This is a genomic window from Burkholderia metallica, assembly GCF_001718555.1.
In the GTDB taxonomy this organism is placed as follows: domain Bacteria; phylum Pseudomonadota; class Gammaproteobacteria; order Burkholderiales; family Burkholderiaceae; genus Burkholderia; species Burkholderia metallica.
The window spans coordinates 390,261-405,416 of sequence record NZ_CP013403.1; the positions used below are offsets into that span (position 1 = coordinate 390,261).

Here is a 15,156-nt window from a genome sequence, read left to right on the forward strand (position 1 = left end):
GCGGCTTGTTCGCAAACGGCCCGCTTCAGAAAATGAAGCCCGTATTGATGAACTTCGAGTAGTGATCCGACACGATCGAATCGAGCAGTTGCTTGCTGCCTTCGGTCTGCTTCGCGGCGACCATCGAGCGGATCGAGAACGCGCGCAGCGCGTCGCTCACCGACAGCGTGCCTTCCGCCGAATCCTTGCGCCCCGCGAACGGGAACACGTCGGGCCCGCGCTGGCACTGGCAGTTGAGGTTCACGCGGCACACCTGGTTCACGAGCGGATCGACGAGCGCGCCGATCTGCGCCGGATCGGAACCGAAGATGCTGACCTGCTGGCCGTGATCCGACGTCGTCACGTAGTCGAGCGCGGTGTCCACGTCGTCGAACGGCGCGACCGGAATGATCGGCCCGAACTGCTCCTCGCGGTACAGCTTCATCCCTTCCGACACCGGATACACGACGGCCGGGTAGAACAGCGTCTTGCTGAACTCGCCGCCCGACGCATTGACGACCTGCGCGCCCTTCGCCTTCGCGTCGTCGATCGCGTCCGTCATGTACGCGGTGCGATGCATGCCCGGCAGCGGCGTGATGCTGACGCCTTTCTCCCACGGCATGCCGATCTTCAACTGTTCGAGCGCGGCGGTGAAGCGCTTCAGGAACTCGTCGACGATCGAGCGGTGCACGAGCAGCATCTTCAGCGCGGTGCAGCGCTGGCCGTTGAACGACAGCGCGCCGAGCAGGCATTCCTTTACCGTGAGATCGAGATCGGCGTCGGGCAGCACGATCGCCGCGTTCTTCGCATCGAGGCCGAGAATCGCGCGCAGCCGGTGCGACTTCGGGTGCTGCTTCTTCAGGTGATCGGCCACCTTGCTCGACCCGATCAGCGCGAGCACGTTGATCTTGCCCGACGCGAGCATGTGCGGCACGACCACCGCGCCCGGTGCGTAGATCGTGTTGATCACGCCTTTCGGGAACGCGTCGCGGAACGCTTCGAGCAGCGGTTCGAACAGCAGCGTGCCGTACTGCGGCGGCTTGAACACCACGGTGTTGCCCATCAGCAGCGCGGGGATCAGCGTCGCGAACGTCTCGTTCAGCGGATAGTTGTACGGGCCCATGCACAGCACGACGCCGAGCGGCGTGCGGCGGATCTGGCCGATCGTGCCTTCCGCGATCACGAAGCGCGAATTCGCGTTGTCGAGTTCCTTCAGCGCGTCGATCGTCTGCGTCATGTAGGTGACGGTGCGGTCGAACTCCTTCTGCGAATCGGCGAGGCTCTTGCCGATCTCCCACATGATCAGGTTCACCACCAGCTCGCGCTGCGCGACCATCCGCCTGATGAAGTCCTGCATGCACGCGATGCGCTGCTCGACCTTCATCGTCGGCCACTCGCCGCGGCCCGCATCGTAGGCGCGCACCGCGGCGTCGAGGGCCGCGTCGCTTTCGGTTTCGCCCATCACCGGATAGCTGCCGATCTCGACCTGCTCGACGCTGCCGTCGGCCTGTCGCACACAGACCGGCGACAGCACGGTCTTGGTGGCGCCGTCCCACGGCCGCAGTTCGCCGTCGACGAGCGACAGGCGCTGGTGAATCGGCGAAGCGAGCCGGTACTCGGCGGGGATGTCCTGAAAGGCGGGAAACAGGTGCTGCAGGGAGGCGGAATCGGGCATGACGGTCTCGTTTGACGGGGTGTCCGGGAAGGACGGGCGATGCGAATCCTGAGCGGGATGATCCTCGATCCTGAATCGGCATCATGACGCGCGGACGGCGGCGCGTCACGCGCGAACGTGGCCGAATCAACGAATGGAACCAGTTCCATTAAAAAGGAACGCCGGCGTGAATGCAAGATTTGCCGGTTCGTCGCGCGCACATCGAAAGCGTATTGGAAGACTGTTTCCAAATACCCGGTATGCGCCGCCATGTGCGCTCGCAAACGTTTCCCTGTGGCGGGATTGCGCGGATAATGGCCCGGCGCGGTGAAGAAAAAAATGAAGTGAACCTGAGAGCACACGTAGGGAAAAAAAGAAGCAGGCCCGCCGCACTGCCGATGCGAGGTCGGCTGCCCGGAGCGCCGGGTCGGGGTTGCCCGGTCCGGCGCGCACCGGACTTCGAACGCCATGCGGTTCCTTCGACGAATGCGTCGCGATTCTCTCCCGTCTCGTCGTCCGCGTATTCCGATTCCCGCCTTTTGCCAGATCCTCGATCGCCCGATGAGTGGCGAGAAAATTCTTTCGTTTTTATTACGTTCAAATCGCGTCCAGGCGCAAAACAGAAAGGCATTCGTCAGGAATGCAGAGCGTAATGCGCGTGCCCGTTGCGGGCAGGCGACACGTTGAAAATTAATTAAAAACACGAATCATTCTCGTTTAATATTTCGCTCCGTTACGAGCCGTGACAGAACGTCACGGCTTTTTCGCCGGCCGTTAACGGGCCGGCCGACGCGACGGGGGCTCTCCCGCGCGCTGCTTCGTGTTCACGGAAAGGATGTCTCCAGCCGATTCGCCGCGCGGTGCGTGCATGGGGCGGATGCGTTTGTTTCCGTTTGCCGTTTTCCTTCAGCCTCTACCTCAACGATGAAACTCAACAAGAGCGCCTGCCATGCGCTTCTGATCGCCACGTCGCTGGCCGGCGCACGCACTTCCTTTGCGCAGGCGAGCGAGCCCGCCGCGACCCTGCCCGCGATCTCCGTCAACGCGACCGCCGAGCATGCGTCGTACGACGGCGGCCATTCGCGCGCGGCGACCAAGACCGACATGTCGCTGATGGACGTGCCGCAGACGGTGAACGTCGTGCCGCATGCGCTGATCGAGGACCAGAACGCGACGTCGATGCAGGATGCGCTGCGCAACGTGCCGGGCGTCGGTTTCTCGGTCGGCGACGGCCAGCGCGACCAGATCACGATCCGCGGCTTCAACAGCATCACGGACCAGTACGTCGACGGCATCCGCGACGACGCGCTCTACTATCGCGACCTGTCGAACGTCGATCGCGTCGAAGTGCTGAAGGGGCCGGCGGCCGTGCTGTACGGGCGCGGCTCGGCGGGCGGCATCGTGAACCGCGTGTTGAAGCGGCCGCAGGCGACGCCGGTGAACGACGTCGGCGTGACGCTCGGCACGCGCGGCGAACGGCGCGGCGAATTCGACCTCGGCTGGAATGCGAACGATGCGGCGCGTTTCCGGATCACCGGCGCGGCCGAGAACTCGAACAGCTTTCGCGACCAGTTCCAGCTCAACCGGCAGGCGATCGCGCCGTCCGCGCAGTTCAAGCTCGATCGCGACACGGTGCTGAACGTCGAATTCGACTACCTGCACGATCGCCGCACGTCCGACCAGGGGCTGCCCGCGTATCTCGGCCGTCCGGTCGGCGTGCCGATCAACACGTACTACGGCTCGGCCGACGGGGTGAACAGTTCGTACAACGACATCTCCGCGAAGAGCGCGACGGTGTCGCTCGATCACCGCTTCAGCGATTCGCTGTCGTTCCACGGCGCGATCCGCGCGTACGACTTCTCGCTCGAACGCAAGAACTACGTGACGTACGAGCCGATCAAGACGGCCGCGCATCCGGTCGTGACGCTCGACCAGTCGACGCGCCAGCGCACCGACCACGGCATCGACGGCCTGTTCGAACTCACGCAGAAGACGTCGCTGTTCGGCATGCGCCACGAGCTCCTGTACGGGCTCGAACTGTCGCAGCAGCAGAAGTTCGACACGATCTACAGCGTGTCGAAGGTCGCGACCTACGATCTCTTCAATCCGCAGGCGGTGGTGTTGCCCGGCGTGCCGGCCGGCGCGCGCGCGAAGACGAACGCGTCGACGGTCGTCGGGCTCGCGGGCGTCTACGCGCAGGACCTGATCTCGCTGACCGAGCACTGGAAAGTGCTGGCCGGCCTGCGCTTCGATTACCTGAACCAGATCCGCCACGACTACACGTCGTCGAACGTCAACCTCGACCGTACCGATCACGCGTGGAGCCCGCGCGTCGGGCTGATCTACGAACCGCTCGACTGGCTGACGCTGTACGGTTCGGTCAGCCAGTCGTTCTCGCCGCTGGCCGACACGCTGATCAGTTCCGGCGCGTTCGCGAACGGCGCCGCGCTCGCGCCGCAGAAGACCACCGCGTATGAAGTGGGCTCGCGCTTCGACCTCGGCGGCAACGCGACGGCGAGCGTCGCGCTGTTCGACATGCGCCAGACCAACCAGCAGATCGGCGATCCGGCGAATCCCGGCTATGCGCTGCCGATCGGCACGCAGCACGTGCGCGGGATGGAGTTGGGCTTCACCGGCGAGATCGCGCCGAAGTGGTCGGTGTATGGGGGATATGCGTACATGAACGGCACGGTCGACGGTTCCGCGCAATCGACGGCGGCCGGCCTCGCGGTGTCGAGCAACACACCGGGGCTGATGCCGCGCCACAGCGCGAACCTGTGGGTGAAGCGCGAGCTGCCGTACGGTTTCTATGCGGCGGCCGGCATGCAGTTCCAGTCGGCGCGCTATGCGTCGGCGAGCGATCTCGTCACGCTGCCGTCGTTCACCGTGTTCAACCTGGGCGCCGGCTATCGCAGCAAGAAGGTCGACGTGACGCTCACGCTCGACAACCTGTTCGATCGCCGCTACTTCATCGCCGCGCACGGCAATGCGGACCTGTACAACATGCCCGGCGATCCGCGCACGCTGACCGCCACGGTGAAGTGGCACATGTGATGCACGTGATGCATGCGTCAGGCGACAATGCGGGCCTTCGCGACGATGGCCCGCACGTTACTGCCCATGATCCGCCAATCGATCGAGGTGTCGCGCATGACCGGCCGTGCACGCGTGCCGTGCGCCGTATTGTGGCTCGCTCGTGGCCCGGTCGCGGCGCGTGCGCTGACGATCCCGGCCGACGCCGAACCCGGATCGCGCGCGGCTGGTGAAGGTGGTGAAGGCCGGTCCGCCGACGCGACATGCCTGCGAGGCCACCGTGCGACAAGGATGGCGCGCGCGCGCCGTTACTCGACGTCCTCGTCGTCCGCCCATTCCCCGCCATCCGCGCCGGGCGCCGGCGCCGCATACGCGCTCGCCTGTTCGAGCAGCCAGCCGCGAAACGATTCCAGCGGCTTGCTGTGGCTGAGTTCCGTCGGATACACGAGGTAGTACGCGGAATCACCGACGGTGGCCGCATCGCACGGCACCACCAGCCCGAGCTGCTGCAACTGTTCCTCGACGAAGAACTTCGGCACGAGCGCGATGCCGAGCCCGGCCGCGGCCGCGCTGATCAGCATCGTGTGCAGTTCGTAGCGCACGCCCTGCATCGTGCGGATGTCCTCGACGCCGTGCGTCTCGAACCATTGCGCCCATGCGCCGGGGCGCGTCGTCGAGTGCAGCAGCGGATACGCGAGCAGATCTTCGACGCGCTCCACCGGCCCGTCGAGCAGCGCCGGCGAGCAGATCGGCACGACTTCCTCGCCGAACAGGTAGTCGGACGACGTACCGGGCCAGGTCGGCTTGCCGTAGTGGATCGCGGCTTCGAAGTGGGTATCCTCGAACGAGAACAGGTCGGTGCGGCTGCCCATGTTCACGCGCACGTCGGGCGTGCGGTCGTAGAAGCTCTTGATGCGCGGGATCAGCCAGTGCGACGCGAAGGTCGGCAGCACCGCCAGCTCCAGGTAGCCGCCGCCGCTGCCGTGCGCGATGATCGACAGCGTGTCGCGGTCGAGCGCCTCCAGCGCGCGCCGCACCTGCGTGCCGTACAGCTTGCCGGCGCGCGTCAGCACGACGCGCTGCTTCACGCGGGCGAACAGCCGCACGCCGAGGCTCGCTTCGAGCGTCGCGATCTGGCGCGATACCGCGCTTTCGGTCAGGAACAGCTCCTTGGCCGCATGCGTGAAGCTCTCGTGGCGGGCGGCGGCCTCGAAAGCCACGAGCGCGCCCATGTTGGGGATCTTGAATTTGCGCATGATGTTCGATTCGTATGACGATCAGATCCGCGCGGCGCAAGGCGGCGGGCGGGGGCCGGGGAGCGGCTGATAATTCCAAAAACTCATCACATATCAATTTAATCTCGCTTTACGCCCGGCTGCAACCCTTTGAATAATGCTCCCCACGCAAGGTCAGGCGCCCGCGGGGCGGCCGGCCGACGAGTTGCCGGCACGATTGCCGGCGGTCCCCCGAGACGAGAATCCTGATGCGCAATCCGAATATCGAGAGCTTGCTGACGAAGCTGCTGGGACAGGCGAAGACCGACGCCCTGTTCTCGACCCTGAACATGCCGGCCATCCTCGAAGAATGGGAAGACGGTGTCGTGACGCGTGCGGAAATCGCGCAGGCGATGAACATGGCGCTGTTCGAAGGGCTGCTCGAACGTTCGGCGAACGGCCGCGCGTACACGGCGGAGACGATCGAAAGCGGCGGCTCGGTGTATTTCGATCACGGCGCGCTGCGCACGGTGCGCTGGCCGCACACGGGCGCGCTGCCGCCGGGCGAGGCGGCGTTCACGCGCATCCTGCGTCCGCTCGGCTTTCGGCTGAACGGCCGCTATCCGCTCGACAAGCTCGGCATGACGGGCCGCGCGTATGCGCACGAAGACGCCCCCGACGAAATCGCGCAGTTCTTCGTCAGCGAGCTGCATCCGGAGCGCTTCTCGAAGGAATTCCAGCAGGCCGTGACGAACGTCGTGAGCACGTCGCGCGATCCGCTGTCGCCGGCGGCCGTCGCGCTGCTGTGGGAAGTCGAGCGCGAAGGCTGGCTGTCGCTGGAAGCCGCGCACGCGCTGCTGCCGGAGATCGTCGGCGCGTTCGCGCGCCAGCACGATCTGCCGCACGAACTCGACTACGAAACGCTGCTGATGGAGTCGGCGGAAATGGCGTGGATCGCGACCGAAGGCAATGCGTTCAACCATGCGACCGACCGCGTCGCCGACGTGTTCAAGCTGTCCGACGACGAGAAGGCGAAGGGCCGGCCGATGAAGCCGGAAGTCGAGCGCTCGCGCTCGGGCCGCGTGTTCCAGACCGCGTATCGCGCGGATACCGTCGAGCGCGAATTCCGCACGCGCGACGGCGGCACGGTGAAGCGCAACGTGCCGGGTTCGTTCTACGAGTTCATCACGCGCAAGCGCACGTTCGACCAGGCGGCGCGCCGCTGGGTGACCGACCTGCGTTTCGATGCGGGCAACGCGCAGGGTATCTTCAAGATGACGGCGAACGCGGCGAAGTAACGCCGGGCGCAGCGCCGTCGCCGGCATTCGCCGGCTGCTGCCGATGGAAACGACCGATCGGGCAGCGCGCGACAGCGTGCTGCCCGATTGCGTTTGGCCGTCGCCGGCAGTCGCGTAGTCGGAAGAGTGGATGTCCTGCAGGAGTGGCGTGGGTGTGGCCGATGGCGTGCATGCGTCGAGGCAGTCGCCATGGCATGCGGAGGAATGCGGGCGGCGCGCCGGGCGCCAGCCGCCGGCCGCCGCGCCGTCAGAAGATGTGCGTGATCAGGTAGAACAGCACCAGCAGCCCGACCGGCACGCCGAGCAGCCAGGCGATCAGGTATTTGCCCATGTCGTTGTCCTGGTGGCCGCGACGCCGGAGGCGCCGCGGCGGGTTGCGTCAATTGCGATCGCGTTACAGCTCGCGGTCGAATTCCTTCAACTGCTTTTCCGCTTCATCGCGGGCGATCCCGTACCGCTCCTGGATCTTGCCGGCCAGATAGTCGCGATTGCCTTCCGCGACCGCGAGATCGTCGTCGGTCAGCTTGCCCCACTTGGCCTTCAGCTTGCCGGTGAGTTGCTTCCACTGGCCCTTGATCTTGTCTTCGTTCATCGTGTCCTCCTTGTCATGCAGGGATAAAAGGCGCGGCGGCATGCCGCGCCGGAACGTCAGGCCTTCGCCTTCAGGCCGGATGCGTCGACGTGCTTCACGCCCTTGATCGAGCGCGTGACCGCGATGGCCTTCTTCACGGCGGTCTTGGTCGGCAGCACGCCCGTGAGCGTGACGACGCCGTCGACCGTCTTCACACTGATGTCGGTGCTCTTCACGCCCTCGGTGGTGGCGAGTTCACCCTTCACCTTGGTCGTGATCCACGTGTCTGTGACGGGCTGGTTCGATTCGTTCGTCATGCCGCTGTCGGTCGACGAGGCTTGTGCCTGCGCGTTCGTCAGCGGTGCAGCGGAAAGCAGGAAGGCCGCGCTGACGGCCAGCAGTGTCGAAAGGTGCGAGGTCTTGTTCATTGATGTTCTCCTTCGATTGGCTTGGTGAATGGGTCGAGTCGTGGAGCACGAAACGTGCCGCGTGCTACCGGGCGATCGGCGTGTCGTAGCCGGGCTCGCGCGGCGGCATGTCCGGGCGCGGCACGTCGGGCGGCACGGGCACCGGCGGATCGGTGCCGGGCGCCGGTTCGGGCGGGTTGTCCGGGGCCGGTTCGGGTCGCGTCGGATCGGGTGTCTGATGCAGCTTCATCCGGAGTCCTCCTCTGCGGGATGAAAGGGCAGCGCATGAGCGCCGATGCAGTACCAGCGTACCGGGGCGAACGCGAGCGGACATCGCGCAAATTCACCGGATCGGCTAGTGCGTTTGCACGGGGAAAGGCGCGCAGGCACGGGAACGGGAAATGCATCACGACCCGGGTAATGCGGGACGGCCGGCGCACAGCCCGTGCCGTGCCATTCGGCGAGGAAACGCACGATTCAGGTGGGGCGTGCGAATGTACTATGGCGGCTAGTGCATTCGCGCCTGTTGCGCCGCGGCGCGCGACGGGATCATCGCCGCACGCGCCCGCCGGCGTGTATCGGTGCGAAAAAGCAATGTAAAAAAGGGACAACCGGGCCGGCCTCCTGCTGACCATAGGGACAACCATTCGATGAACGAACAGGTAAACGAACAGGTGCTGAAGTCGCATACCGACCGGCGCCAGTTGCATCAGATCATCGCGGGGCTCACCGAGGGCGTGATCCTGATCGAGCCCGACCAGCGGATCGTCTGGGCGAACGAGGCCGCGCTCGCGATGCACGGCGTGACCGAGCTGAGCGCGCTCGGCGCGACCGTCACCGATTACCGCGAGCGCTTCCGGCTGCGCTACCGGAACAACCATCCGGTGCGCGACGGCCACTATCCGATGGATCGCGTGATCGCGGGCGAGGAGTTCAGCGACGTGACGGTCGAAGTCGAATCGGCGGCGGATGAAACCGTGAGCTGGGTTCACCGCATCCGCAGCCTCGTGCTGACGAACGCGGCCGGCGAGCCCGACTGCCTCGCGCTCGTGCTGCACGACGCGACCGAATGGGCGAGCGCCGAGGAGCGCTTCGAGCGCACCTTCAACGCGAACCCGGCGCCGGCCGTGATCTGCCGGCTCGACGACCTGCGCTACGTGAAGGTGAACCAGGGCTTTCTGGACATGACCGGCTACGAGCGCGACGACGTGCTCGGCCGCTCGGTGTACGAAGTCGACGTGCTCGAACAGGCCGAGCGGCGCGAACTCGCGATCGAGCGGCTCGCCGAAGGCGCGACGATTCCGCAGATGGAGGCCGTGCTGAAACGCGCGGACGGCAGCACGAAGGCGGTGGTCGTCGCCGGGCAGCCGATCGACATGAACGGCGAGGCGTGCATGCTGTTCACGTTCATGGATCTCGAGCCGCGCAAGCAGGCCGAGCGCGCGCTGCAACAGAGCGAAGAGCGCTTCGCGACGGCGTTCCGGATGGCGCCGGTCGCCACCGCGATCGTCACGGCCGAGCGCTTCGAACTGCTCGACGTGAACGACGCGTTCGCCGCGATGACGGGCCATGCGCAGGCCGAGCTGCTCGGCAAATCCGCGGACGAGATCGGGCTGTGGGCCGAACGCGGCGCGTGGCAGCGCATCGAGGGGCGGCTCGCGCGCGACGGCAACGTGCGCAACGCCGACGTGCAGATCCGCACGCGCGACGGCGACGTGCGCGATTGCGTCGTGTCGGCCGACCCGGTCGCACTTCACGGGCGCGACTGCCTGCTCGTCGCGCTGCTCGACATCAGCGATCGCAAGCGCACGGAGATGGAACTCGTCTACGCGATCGAGACAGCGATGCAGGATGCATCGTGGTTCAGCCGCACGCTGATCGAGAAGCTCGCGAACGTGCGGCGCGCGAATGCGCCGGACGCAGGCGCGCAACTGTCGGATCTGACCGCGCGCGAGCGCGACGTGTTCGACCTGCTGTGCCATGGTCTCGCGGACAAGGAGATCGCCGGGCGCCTCGGGCTCGCGCCGAACACCGTGCGCAATCACGTCGCGACGATCTACGCGAAGCTCGACGTGCACAGCCGCGGCGAGGCGATCGTCTGGGCGCGCGAACGCGGGATCGTCGGCGCGGCCGACACGAACGGCGCGCGCGGCGAGAAGGGCGCAGAGAAAGGCAAGGACTGACGCCGCCGGTACGAATGCACCATGTGCGCTGGTGCATTCGCATCTACCGCACGCGGCGCATGCTTGCGAACCTGTCCACTCGGCGGTGCGACGCGGGCCGTTGCGCCGCCGGCTCTCCCCAACCATCGCAGGAGACGACCATGGACAGGAATCGCATCGAAGGCAGGCTCAAGCAGGTCAAGGGTTCGGTCAAGGAAGCGCTCGGCAAGGTGACGGGCGACCGCCAGACGGAAGCGGACGGCGTCGCCGAACAGCAGGCCGGCAAGCTCCAGGAGAAGGCCGGTGAAGCGGCCGACGCGGTGCGCGAGCACAAGGGCACCGATCGGCACTGACCGATGACGCGGCGCCGCGCGCGTCGCGATGGCCGGCCGGGCCGTCGTCGCCACGATGATGCGCCGCCGGCATGACCGCGGCCGACCTTGATGGCCGGCCGTCGGCGCGGCGTCCGTCGGAAGCCGCCCACCCGCGGCTCACCGTCGCGCGGGCCGCGCGGCGGCCGCGAATGCGGAACTTGATGATAAATCCTCACAACATAGTTCCGATATTTCGTTTGCTGCACGGGTATTGGCTACCCACAATCCGTTCACCTCTTTCGCGATGAAAGGCTCTCCGGAGACGGGGCCGCGGCGATCGACCGGCCGGCCGTAATGCGCATCACGCACCGGCGGCGGACGAGCAGACCGGCACGCGGGAGGTCGCCGACGCGCGGCAGTCGCGCGTTGCATCCCGGCCCCCAGAACAAGGATTGTCATGACGTTCCGCATTCGTTCGCTTTCCGGCGTCGCCCTGACCGCCGCGATCCTCGCGCTCCACACGGGCGCCGCTCATGCGCAGGAAACGGTGGTCAAGGTCGGCGTGGCCGGCCCGCTGACGGGCGGCGGCGCCGCCTACGGCAAGGACATCGAGAACGGCGTGCGGATGGCCGTCGACGAAGCGAATGCCGCGCATACGACGGTGGGCGGCAAGCCCGTGAAGTTCGTCGTCGCATCGCAGGACGACCAGAGCGATCCGCGCACCGGCGTGCAGGCCGCGCAGCAGCTCGCGGATGCGCAGGTGGCCGTCGTGATCGGCCATTTCAATTCGGGCACGACGCTGCCCGCGTCGAAGATCTACGCGAAGGCCGGCATTCCGATGATCACGCCGTCGGCGACGAACCCCGACATCACGCGCGCCGGGCTCGGCACCGTGTACCGCGTGATCGCGACCGACACGCAGAACGCGGGCAACGCGGGCGCCTATGCGGCGAGCGTGACGAAGGCGAAGCGCATCGCGATCATCGACGACCGCACCGCGTTCGGCCAGGGCGAAGCCGACGAATTCGAGAAGGCCGTGAAGGCGAACGGCGGCACGATCGTCGCGCGCGAATTCACGAACGACAAGGCGGTGGACTTCAGCGCGCAGCTCACGAAGATCAAGAGCACGAATGCCGATCTCGTGTTCTTCGGCGGCCTCGACGCGCAGGCCGCGATGCTCGTGAAGCGCATGCGCCAGCTCGGCATCCGCGCGCAGTTCCTCGCGGGCGGCGGCGTGATGAACGCGAACTTCATCAAGCTCGCCGGCAATGCGGCGGAAGGGGCGTCCGTGTGGGAATACGGGCAGCCGCTGTCGCGGCTCGCGAAGGGCAAGCAGTTCGAAACGAAATTCCGGCAGAAGTACGGCGTCGACATGCTCGCGTACGCGCCGTTCGCGTACGACGCGACGTGGATCGCGATCCAGGCGATGCAGAAGGCGAACTCGACGAAGCCGGCCGATTTCAACGGCGCGCTGAAGGGCACGCGCTACGACGGCATCACGGGCACGATCGCGTTCACGAACACGGGCGACCTGAAGAACCCGAGCTCGACGCTGTATGAAGTGAAGAACGCCGCGTGGCAGCCCGTCACGACGCAATCGGCGGACTGAAACACAACCCGCGCGCGGACTTTCGCGGCGTTGCCGGACGTGCTGAAATGCCATGGGCGATCGGTTCCGATCGCGGCGCACGCCGGTGTTGCAGCCGCACGAAGCCGCCCGCGCGACGCCGCGTGCGACGCGGCACGAACAACCTAAGGGCGCGGCCGGCTGGCCGCGCCCGACCTGTGCAACTGGAGTCAGTCGTGAGTTCTCAAGTCGTCATCGTCGGCGGTGGTGTGATCGGCAGCTCGATCGCCTATTTCCTTCGCGCCACCGATCCCACGGTATCCGTGACCGTGATCGAGCGCGACCCCACCTATGCGCGCTCGTCGTCGGCGTTGTCGGCCGCGTCGATTCGCCAGCAGTTCTCGACGCCGCTGTCGATCGAGATGTCGCTGTTCGGCATCGACTTCCTGCGCACCATCGGGGAACGGCTCGAAGTGGACGGCCACCGGCCGTCGATCGACCTGCACGAAGGCGGCTACCTGTTCCTCGCGACGCCGGCCGGCGACGCGACGCTGCGCGAGAACCACGCGCTGCAGACGCGCCTCGGTGCCGATATTCTGCTGATGGATCGCGATGCGTTGCGCGCGAAGTTCCCGTGGCTGAACGTCGACGATCTCGTATCGGGCGCGTATGGCGCGAGCGGCGAAGGCTGGTTCGACGGCTACGGGCTCGTGCAGGCGCTGCGCAAGAAGGCGCAGGCGCTCGGGGCGCGTTATGTGGCGGCCGATGTGAAGTCGGTCGCGCGCGACGGACGGAAGATCACGCATGTCGTCACGGGCGACGGCGAGCGCTATGCGTGCGACACGCTGGTCAACGCGGCCGGTGCGTGGACGCGCACGCTGTCGTCGATGATGGGCATCGACATTCCCGTCTATGCGCGGCGCCGCAGCATCTTCAACGTGTCGTCGCCGGCGAAGCTCACCGATTGCCCGCTGCTGATCGACCCGACCGGCGTGTATTTCCGGCCCGAAGGGCGCACGTATATCTGCGGGACGTCGCCGAGCCCGGACCGCGACCCGGACGACCTGCCGCTCGACGAAGTCGACCACGACCTGTTCGACGAGGTGATCTGGCCGACGCTCGCGAATCGCGTGCCCGAGTTCGAGGCACTGCGCGTGGAGAACTGCTGGTCCGGGTACTACGAGTACAACGTGTTCGACCACAACGCGATCATCGGGTATCACCCGGAACTCGACAACGTCGTGTTCGCCAACGGCTACAGCGGCCACGGGCTGCAGCAAGGGCCGGCGACCGGGCGCGGCGTCAGCGAACTCATTCTGGGCGGGCGTTACGACACGCTCGACCTGTCGACGCTCGGCTGGGCGCGGGTGCTGGAAAACCGGCCGATCGTCGAAAAGAACGTCGTGTAGCGCGGCGTGACCGCCCGATAGTGGGGTGGGCGGGATTCTCCTTGTGTCTCAAACCCGTTGGCCCGACATGTGTCGGGCCTTTTTTTGCTGTGCGTGCCGTTGCGCGTGTCAGCCTGCGCCGTAGATCGCGTCGCGCAGATCGAGCGTGTACTGGCCGTTCATTCCTTCGTAGAGCGTGTTCGACAGCGACACGACGGTGAGCCCGCGGGCGCGGTCGACGAACCACGAATGGCCATAGACGCCGCCCCAGCGCCAGGTGCCGACGGACTCCGGCGACGCGGCCGCTTGCGGGTCGCGCAACACGGAAAACCCGATCCCGAAACCTGCGCCGGGCAGGTCGGGCAACTCGAGGTTGCCCGTATGGATGCGCGCCATCTCGTCGACCAGGTCGGCCGGCAGCAGCGTGCCGCCGCCCGCGCGTAGCGTGTCGAGCACGTTCAGCACGTCGCCGGCGGTGCCGACCATCCCGGCGCCGCCCGACGCGAACGCTTCCGGGTTCAGCGCGCGCGACGGCGAGAACGTCACGCCGACGGTGCCTTCGTAGATGGGTACGGTTTCGCCCTCGGCGAGCCGGTGCGGCTGCGGCGTGTCATTGACGTAGGGCGTCGCGAGCCGCGCGGCGTCGCGTGCGACGAATCCCGTGTCGCGAGTACCGAGCGGGCGCAGCACCAGCGCATCGATTGCGTCGGCGAGCGGCAGCCCGCTGACGGCCTCGATGACCGCGCCGACGACGTCGATCGAGAGCGAGTAGTCCCAGCCGGTTCCGGGCGTGAACTGCAACGGCACGCTCGCGATCCTGCGCACGTTTTCGGCGAGGGTGATCGATGCGCTATCCAGCCCGTCGGAGACACCCGCACGGGCATACGCGCACGTTGCGTCGGCTTCCGTAAAGCGATAGCCGAGGCCGGCGGTATGCGTGAGCAGATGCCGCACCGTGATCACCGGCACGCTGCCGTCATGCAGTGCCGGACGGAACTCGGGCAGCCAGCGCGTGACGTCGTCGTCGAGCGACAGCTTGTGCTGTGCAATGAGCACCATGGCGGCTGCCGAGACGATCGGCTTCGTCACCGACGCGAGCCTGAACAGCGTGTCCTCCTGCATCGGCGTGCGCGTTTCGCGGTCGGCGAACCCGGCTGCGCGGCGATAGACGAGTTCGCCGTCGCGTGCGATCAGGACGACCGCACCGACGAGGCGTTGCGTTTCGAGTTGGCGGGACAGTACCGCATCGACGCGTTCGGCGAGCGCGGGATCGGTCGACGGCTGCCGGGATGATGCTCGGTTGGGGATCATCGGAGACTCTGTCGTGAAGGGGGGAGCCGACATGGTAGGCGGCACGCGGCGGAAGTGCCATCTTGTCCATACATGGAACAGGGCTTCGACGGCTTCGTGCGCGGCAACGGGCGGCGTGGACGGCCACGCGGCGGGCGATTCAGCCGGGGGCCGCGCGTGGCCGGGCATCCACCGGCCGGCCGACAAAATATGCGCCTAGCGGCGGGCGGCCTTCGTTAGAATCTGCTTTCGTCGAGAAAATAACGCAATTGCATGGGT

General features: G+C 66.6%; 12 protein-coding genes. 6 read left to right on the forward strand and 6 right to left on the reverse strand.

Translation table 11 applies throughout. The annotated features are described in order from the left end of the window. Positions 1-25 precede the first annotated feature (25 nt). Positions 26-1,654, reverse strand: a complete 1,629-nt coding sequence (locus WJ16_RS21565; RefSeq protein WP_069259124.1) for an NADP-dependent glyceraldehyde-3-phosphate dehydrogenase — start codon at positions 1,652-1,654, stop codon at positions 26-28. Between the two features lie 903 nt (positions 1,655-2,557). Here WJ16_RS21565 and WJ16_RS21570 point away from each other — a divergent pair. Beyond that, the gene (locus tag WJ16_RS21570; protein ID WP_069259125.1) at positions 2,558-4,687 is read left to right on the forward strand and encodes a TonB-dependent receptor; all 2,130 of its coding nucleotides are present in this window, start codon (positions 2,558-2,560) and stop codon (positions 4,685-4,687) included. 287 nt (positions 4,688-4,974) lie between these two features. On the opposite strand, the gene WJ16_RS21575 is transcribed toward WJ16_RS21570, so the two are convergent. Beyond that, positions 4,975-5,922, reverse strand: coding sequence for a LysR family transcriptional regulator (locus WJ16_RS21575; RefSeq protein ID WP_069259126.1), 948 nt, complete (start codon positions 5,920-5,922; stop codon positions 4,975-4,977). Between the two features lie 227 nt (positions 5,923-6,149). Here WJ16_RS21575 and WJ16_RS21580 point away from each other — a divergent pair, with 227 nt between their 5' ends. Further along, complete coding sequence (locus tag WJ16_RS21580) at positions 6,150-7,178, forward strand: DUF1338 domain-containing protein (RefSeq protein WP_069259127.1); 1,029 nt, start codon at positions 6,150-6,152, stop codon at positions 7,176-7,178. Positions 7,179-7,572: 394 nt separating this feature from the next. Here WJ16_RS21580 and WJ16_RS21585 read toward each other — a convergent pair whose 3' ends face one another. The 3 genes from WJ16_RS21585 to WJ16_RS35345 form a co-directional block, all read right to left on the reverse strand. Further along, the gene (locus tag WJ16_RS21585) at positions 7,573-7,770 is read right to left on the reverse strand and encodes a CsbD family protein (protein WP_034205539.1); all 198 of its coding nucleotides are present in this window, start codon (positions 7,768-7,770) and stop codon (positions 7,573-7,575) included. Between the two features lie 56 nt (positions 7,771-7,826). After that, positions 7,827-8,177, reverse strand: coding sequence for a BON domain-containing protein (locus WJ16_RS21590; RefSeq protein ID WP_069259128.1), 351 nt, complete (start codon positions 8,175-8,177; stop codon positions 7,827-7,829). Positions 8,178-8,241: 64 nt separating this feature from the next. Next, positions 8,242-8,406: a hypothetical protein gene (locus WJ16_RS35345; RefSeq protein ID WP_167375392.1), complete on the reverse strand. Its 165-nt coding sequence runs from the start codon at positions 8,404-8,406 to the stop codon at positions 8,242-8,244. Between the two features lie 400 nt (positions 8,407-8,806). On the opposite strand from WJ16_RS35345, the gene WJ16_RS21595 reads away from it, so the two are divergent. From WJ16_RS21595 to WJ16_RS21610, 4 genes are all read left to right on the forward strand, one after another. Continuing rightward, entirely contained in the window at positions 8,807-10,339 is a 1,533-nt protein-coding gene (locus WJ16_RS21595; RefSeq protein ID WP_069259129.1) for a helix-turn-helix transcriptional regulator, read from the forward strand. Positions 10,340-10,479: 140 nt separating this feature from the next. After that, complete coding sequence (locus WJ16_RS21600; protein WP_069259130.1) at positions 10,480-10,671, forward strand: CsbD family protein; 192 nt, start codon at positions 10,480-10,482, stop codon at positions 10,669-10,671. A gap of 418 nt (positions 10,672-11,089) precedes the next feature. Continuing rightward, positions 11,090-12,241: a branched-chain amino acid ABC transporter substrate-binding protein gene (locus tag WJ16_RS21605; protein WP_069259131.1), complete on the forward strand. Its 1,152-nt coding sequence runs from the start codon at positions 11,090-11,092 to the stop codon at positions 12,239-12,241. Between the two features lie 194 nt (positions 12,242-12,435). Continuing rightward, complete coding sequence (locus WJ16_RS21610; protein WP_069259132.1) at positions 12,436-13,608, forward strand: NAD(P)/FAD-dependent oxidoreductase; 1,173 nt, start codon at positions 12,436-12,438, stop codon at positions 13,606-13,608. Between the two features lie 108 nt (positions 13,609-13,716). Here the strand turns inward: WJ16_RS21610 and WJ16_RS21615 are convergent, their stop codons facing one another. Further along, positions 13,717-14,898 carry a serine hydrolase domain-containing protein gene (locus WJ16_RS21615; RefSeq protein WP_069259133.1) on the reverse strand — a complete coding sequence of 394 codons (1,182 nt, stop codon included), beginning with the start codon at positions 14,896-14,898 and terminating at the stop codon, positions 13,717-13,719. Positions 14,899-15,156 lie beyond the last annotated feature (258 nt).

Excerpts from the sequence above, each read along its gene's own strand:
- WJ16_RS21585 (WP_034205539.1), bottom strand. The coding sequence starts at position 7,770 with ATGAACGAAGACAAGATCAAGGGCCAGTGGAAGCAACTCACCGGCAAG.
- WJ16_RS21600 (WP_069259130.1), top strand. The coding sequence starts at position 10,480 with ATGGACAGGAATCGCATCGAAGGCAGGCTCAAGCAGGTCAAGGGTTCG.
- WJ16_RS35345 (WP_167375392.1), bottom strand. The coding sequence starts at position 8,406 with ATGAAGCTGCATCAGACACCCGATCCGACGCGACCCGAACCGGCCCCG.
- WJ16_RS21570 (WP_069259125.1), top strand. The coding sequence starts at position 2,558 with ATGAAACTCAACAAGAGCGCCTGCCATGCGCTTCTGATCGCCACGTCG.
- WJ16_RS21615 (WP_069259133.1), bottom strand. The coding sequence starts at position 14,898 with ATGATCCCCAACCGAGCATCATCCCGGCAGCCGTCGACCGATCCCGCG.
- WJ16_RS21575 (WP_069259126.1), bottom strand. The coding sequence starts at position 5,922 with ATGCGCAAATTCAAGATCCCCAACATGGGCGCGCTCGTGGCTTTCGAG.
- WJ16_RS21580 (WP_069259127.1), top strand. The coding sequence starts at position 6,150 with ATGCGCAATCCGAATATCGAGAGCTTGCTGACGAAGCTGCTGGGACAG.
- WJ16_RS21605 (WP_069259131.1), top strand. The coding sequence starts at position 11,090 with ATGACGTTCCGCATTCGTTCGCTTTCCGGCGTCGCCCTGACCGCCGCG.
- WJ16_RS21590 (WP_069259128.1), bottom strand. The coding sequence starts at position 8,177 with ATGAACAAGACCTCGCACCTTTCGACACTGCTGGCCGTCAGCGCGGCC.
- WJ16_RS21595 (WP_069259129.1), top strand. The coding sequence starts at position 8,807 with ATGAACGAACAGGTAAACGAACAGGTGCTGAAGTCGCATACCGACCGG.
- WJ16_RS21565 (WP_069259124.1), bottom strand. The coding sequence starts at position 1,654 with ATGCCCGATTCCGCCTCCCTGCAGCACCTGTTTCCCGCCTTTCAGGAC.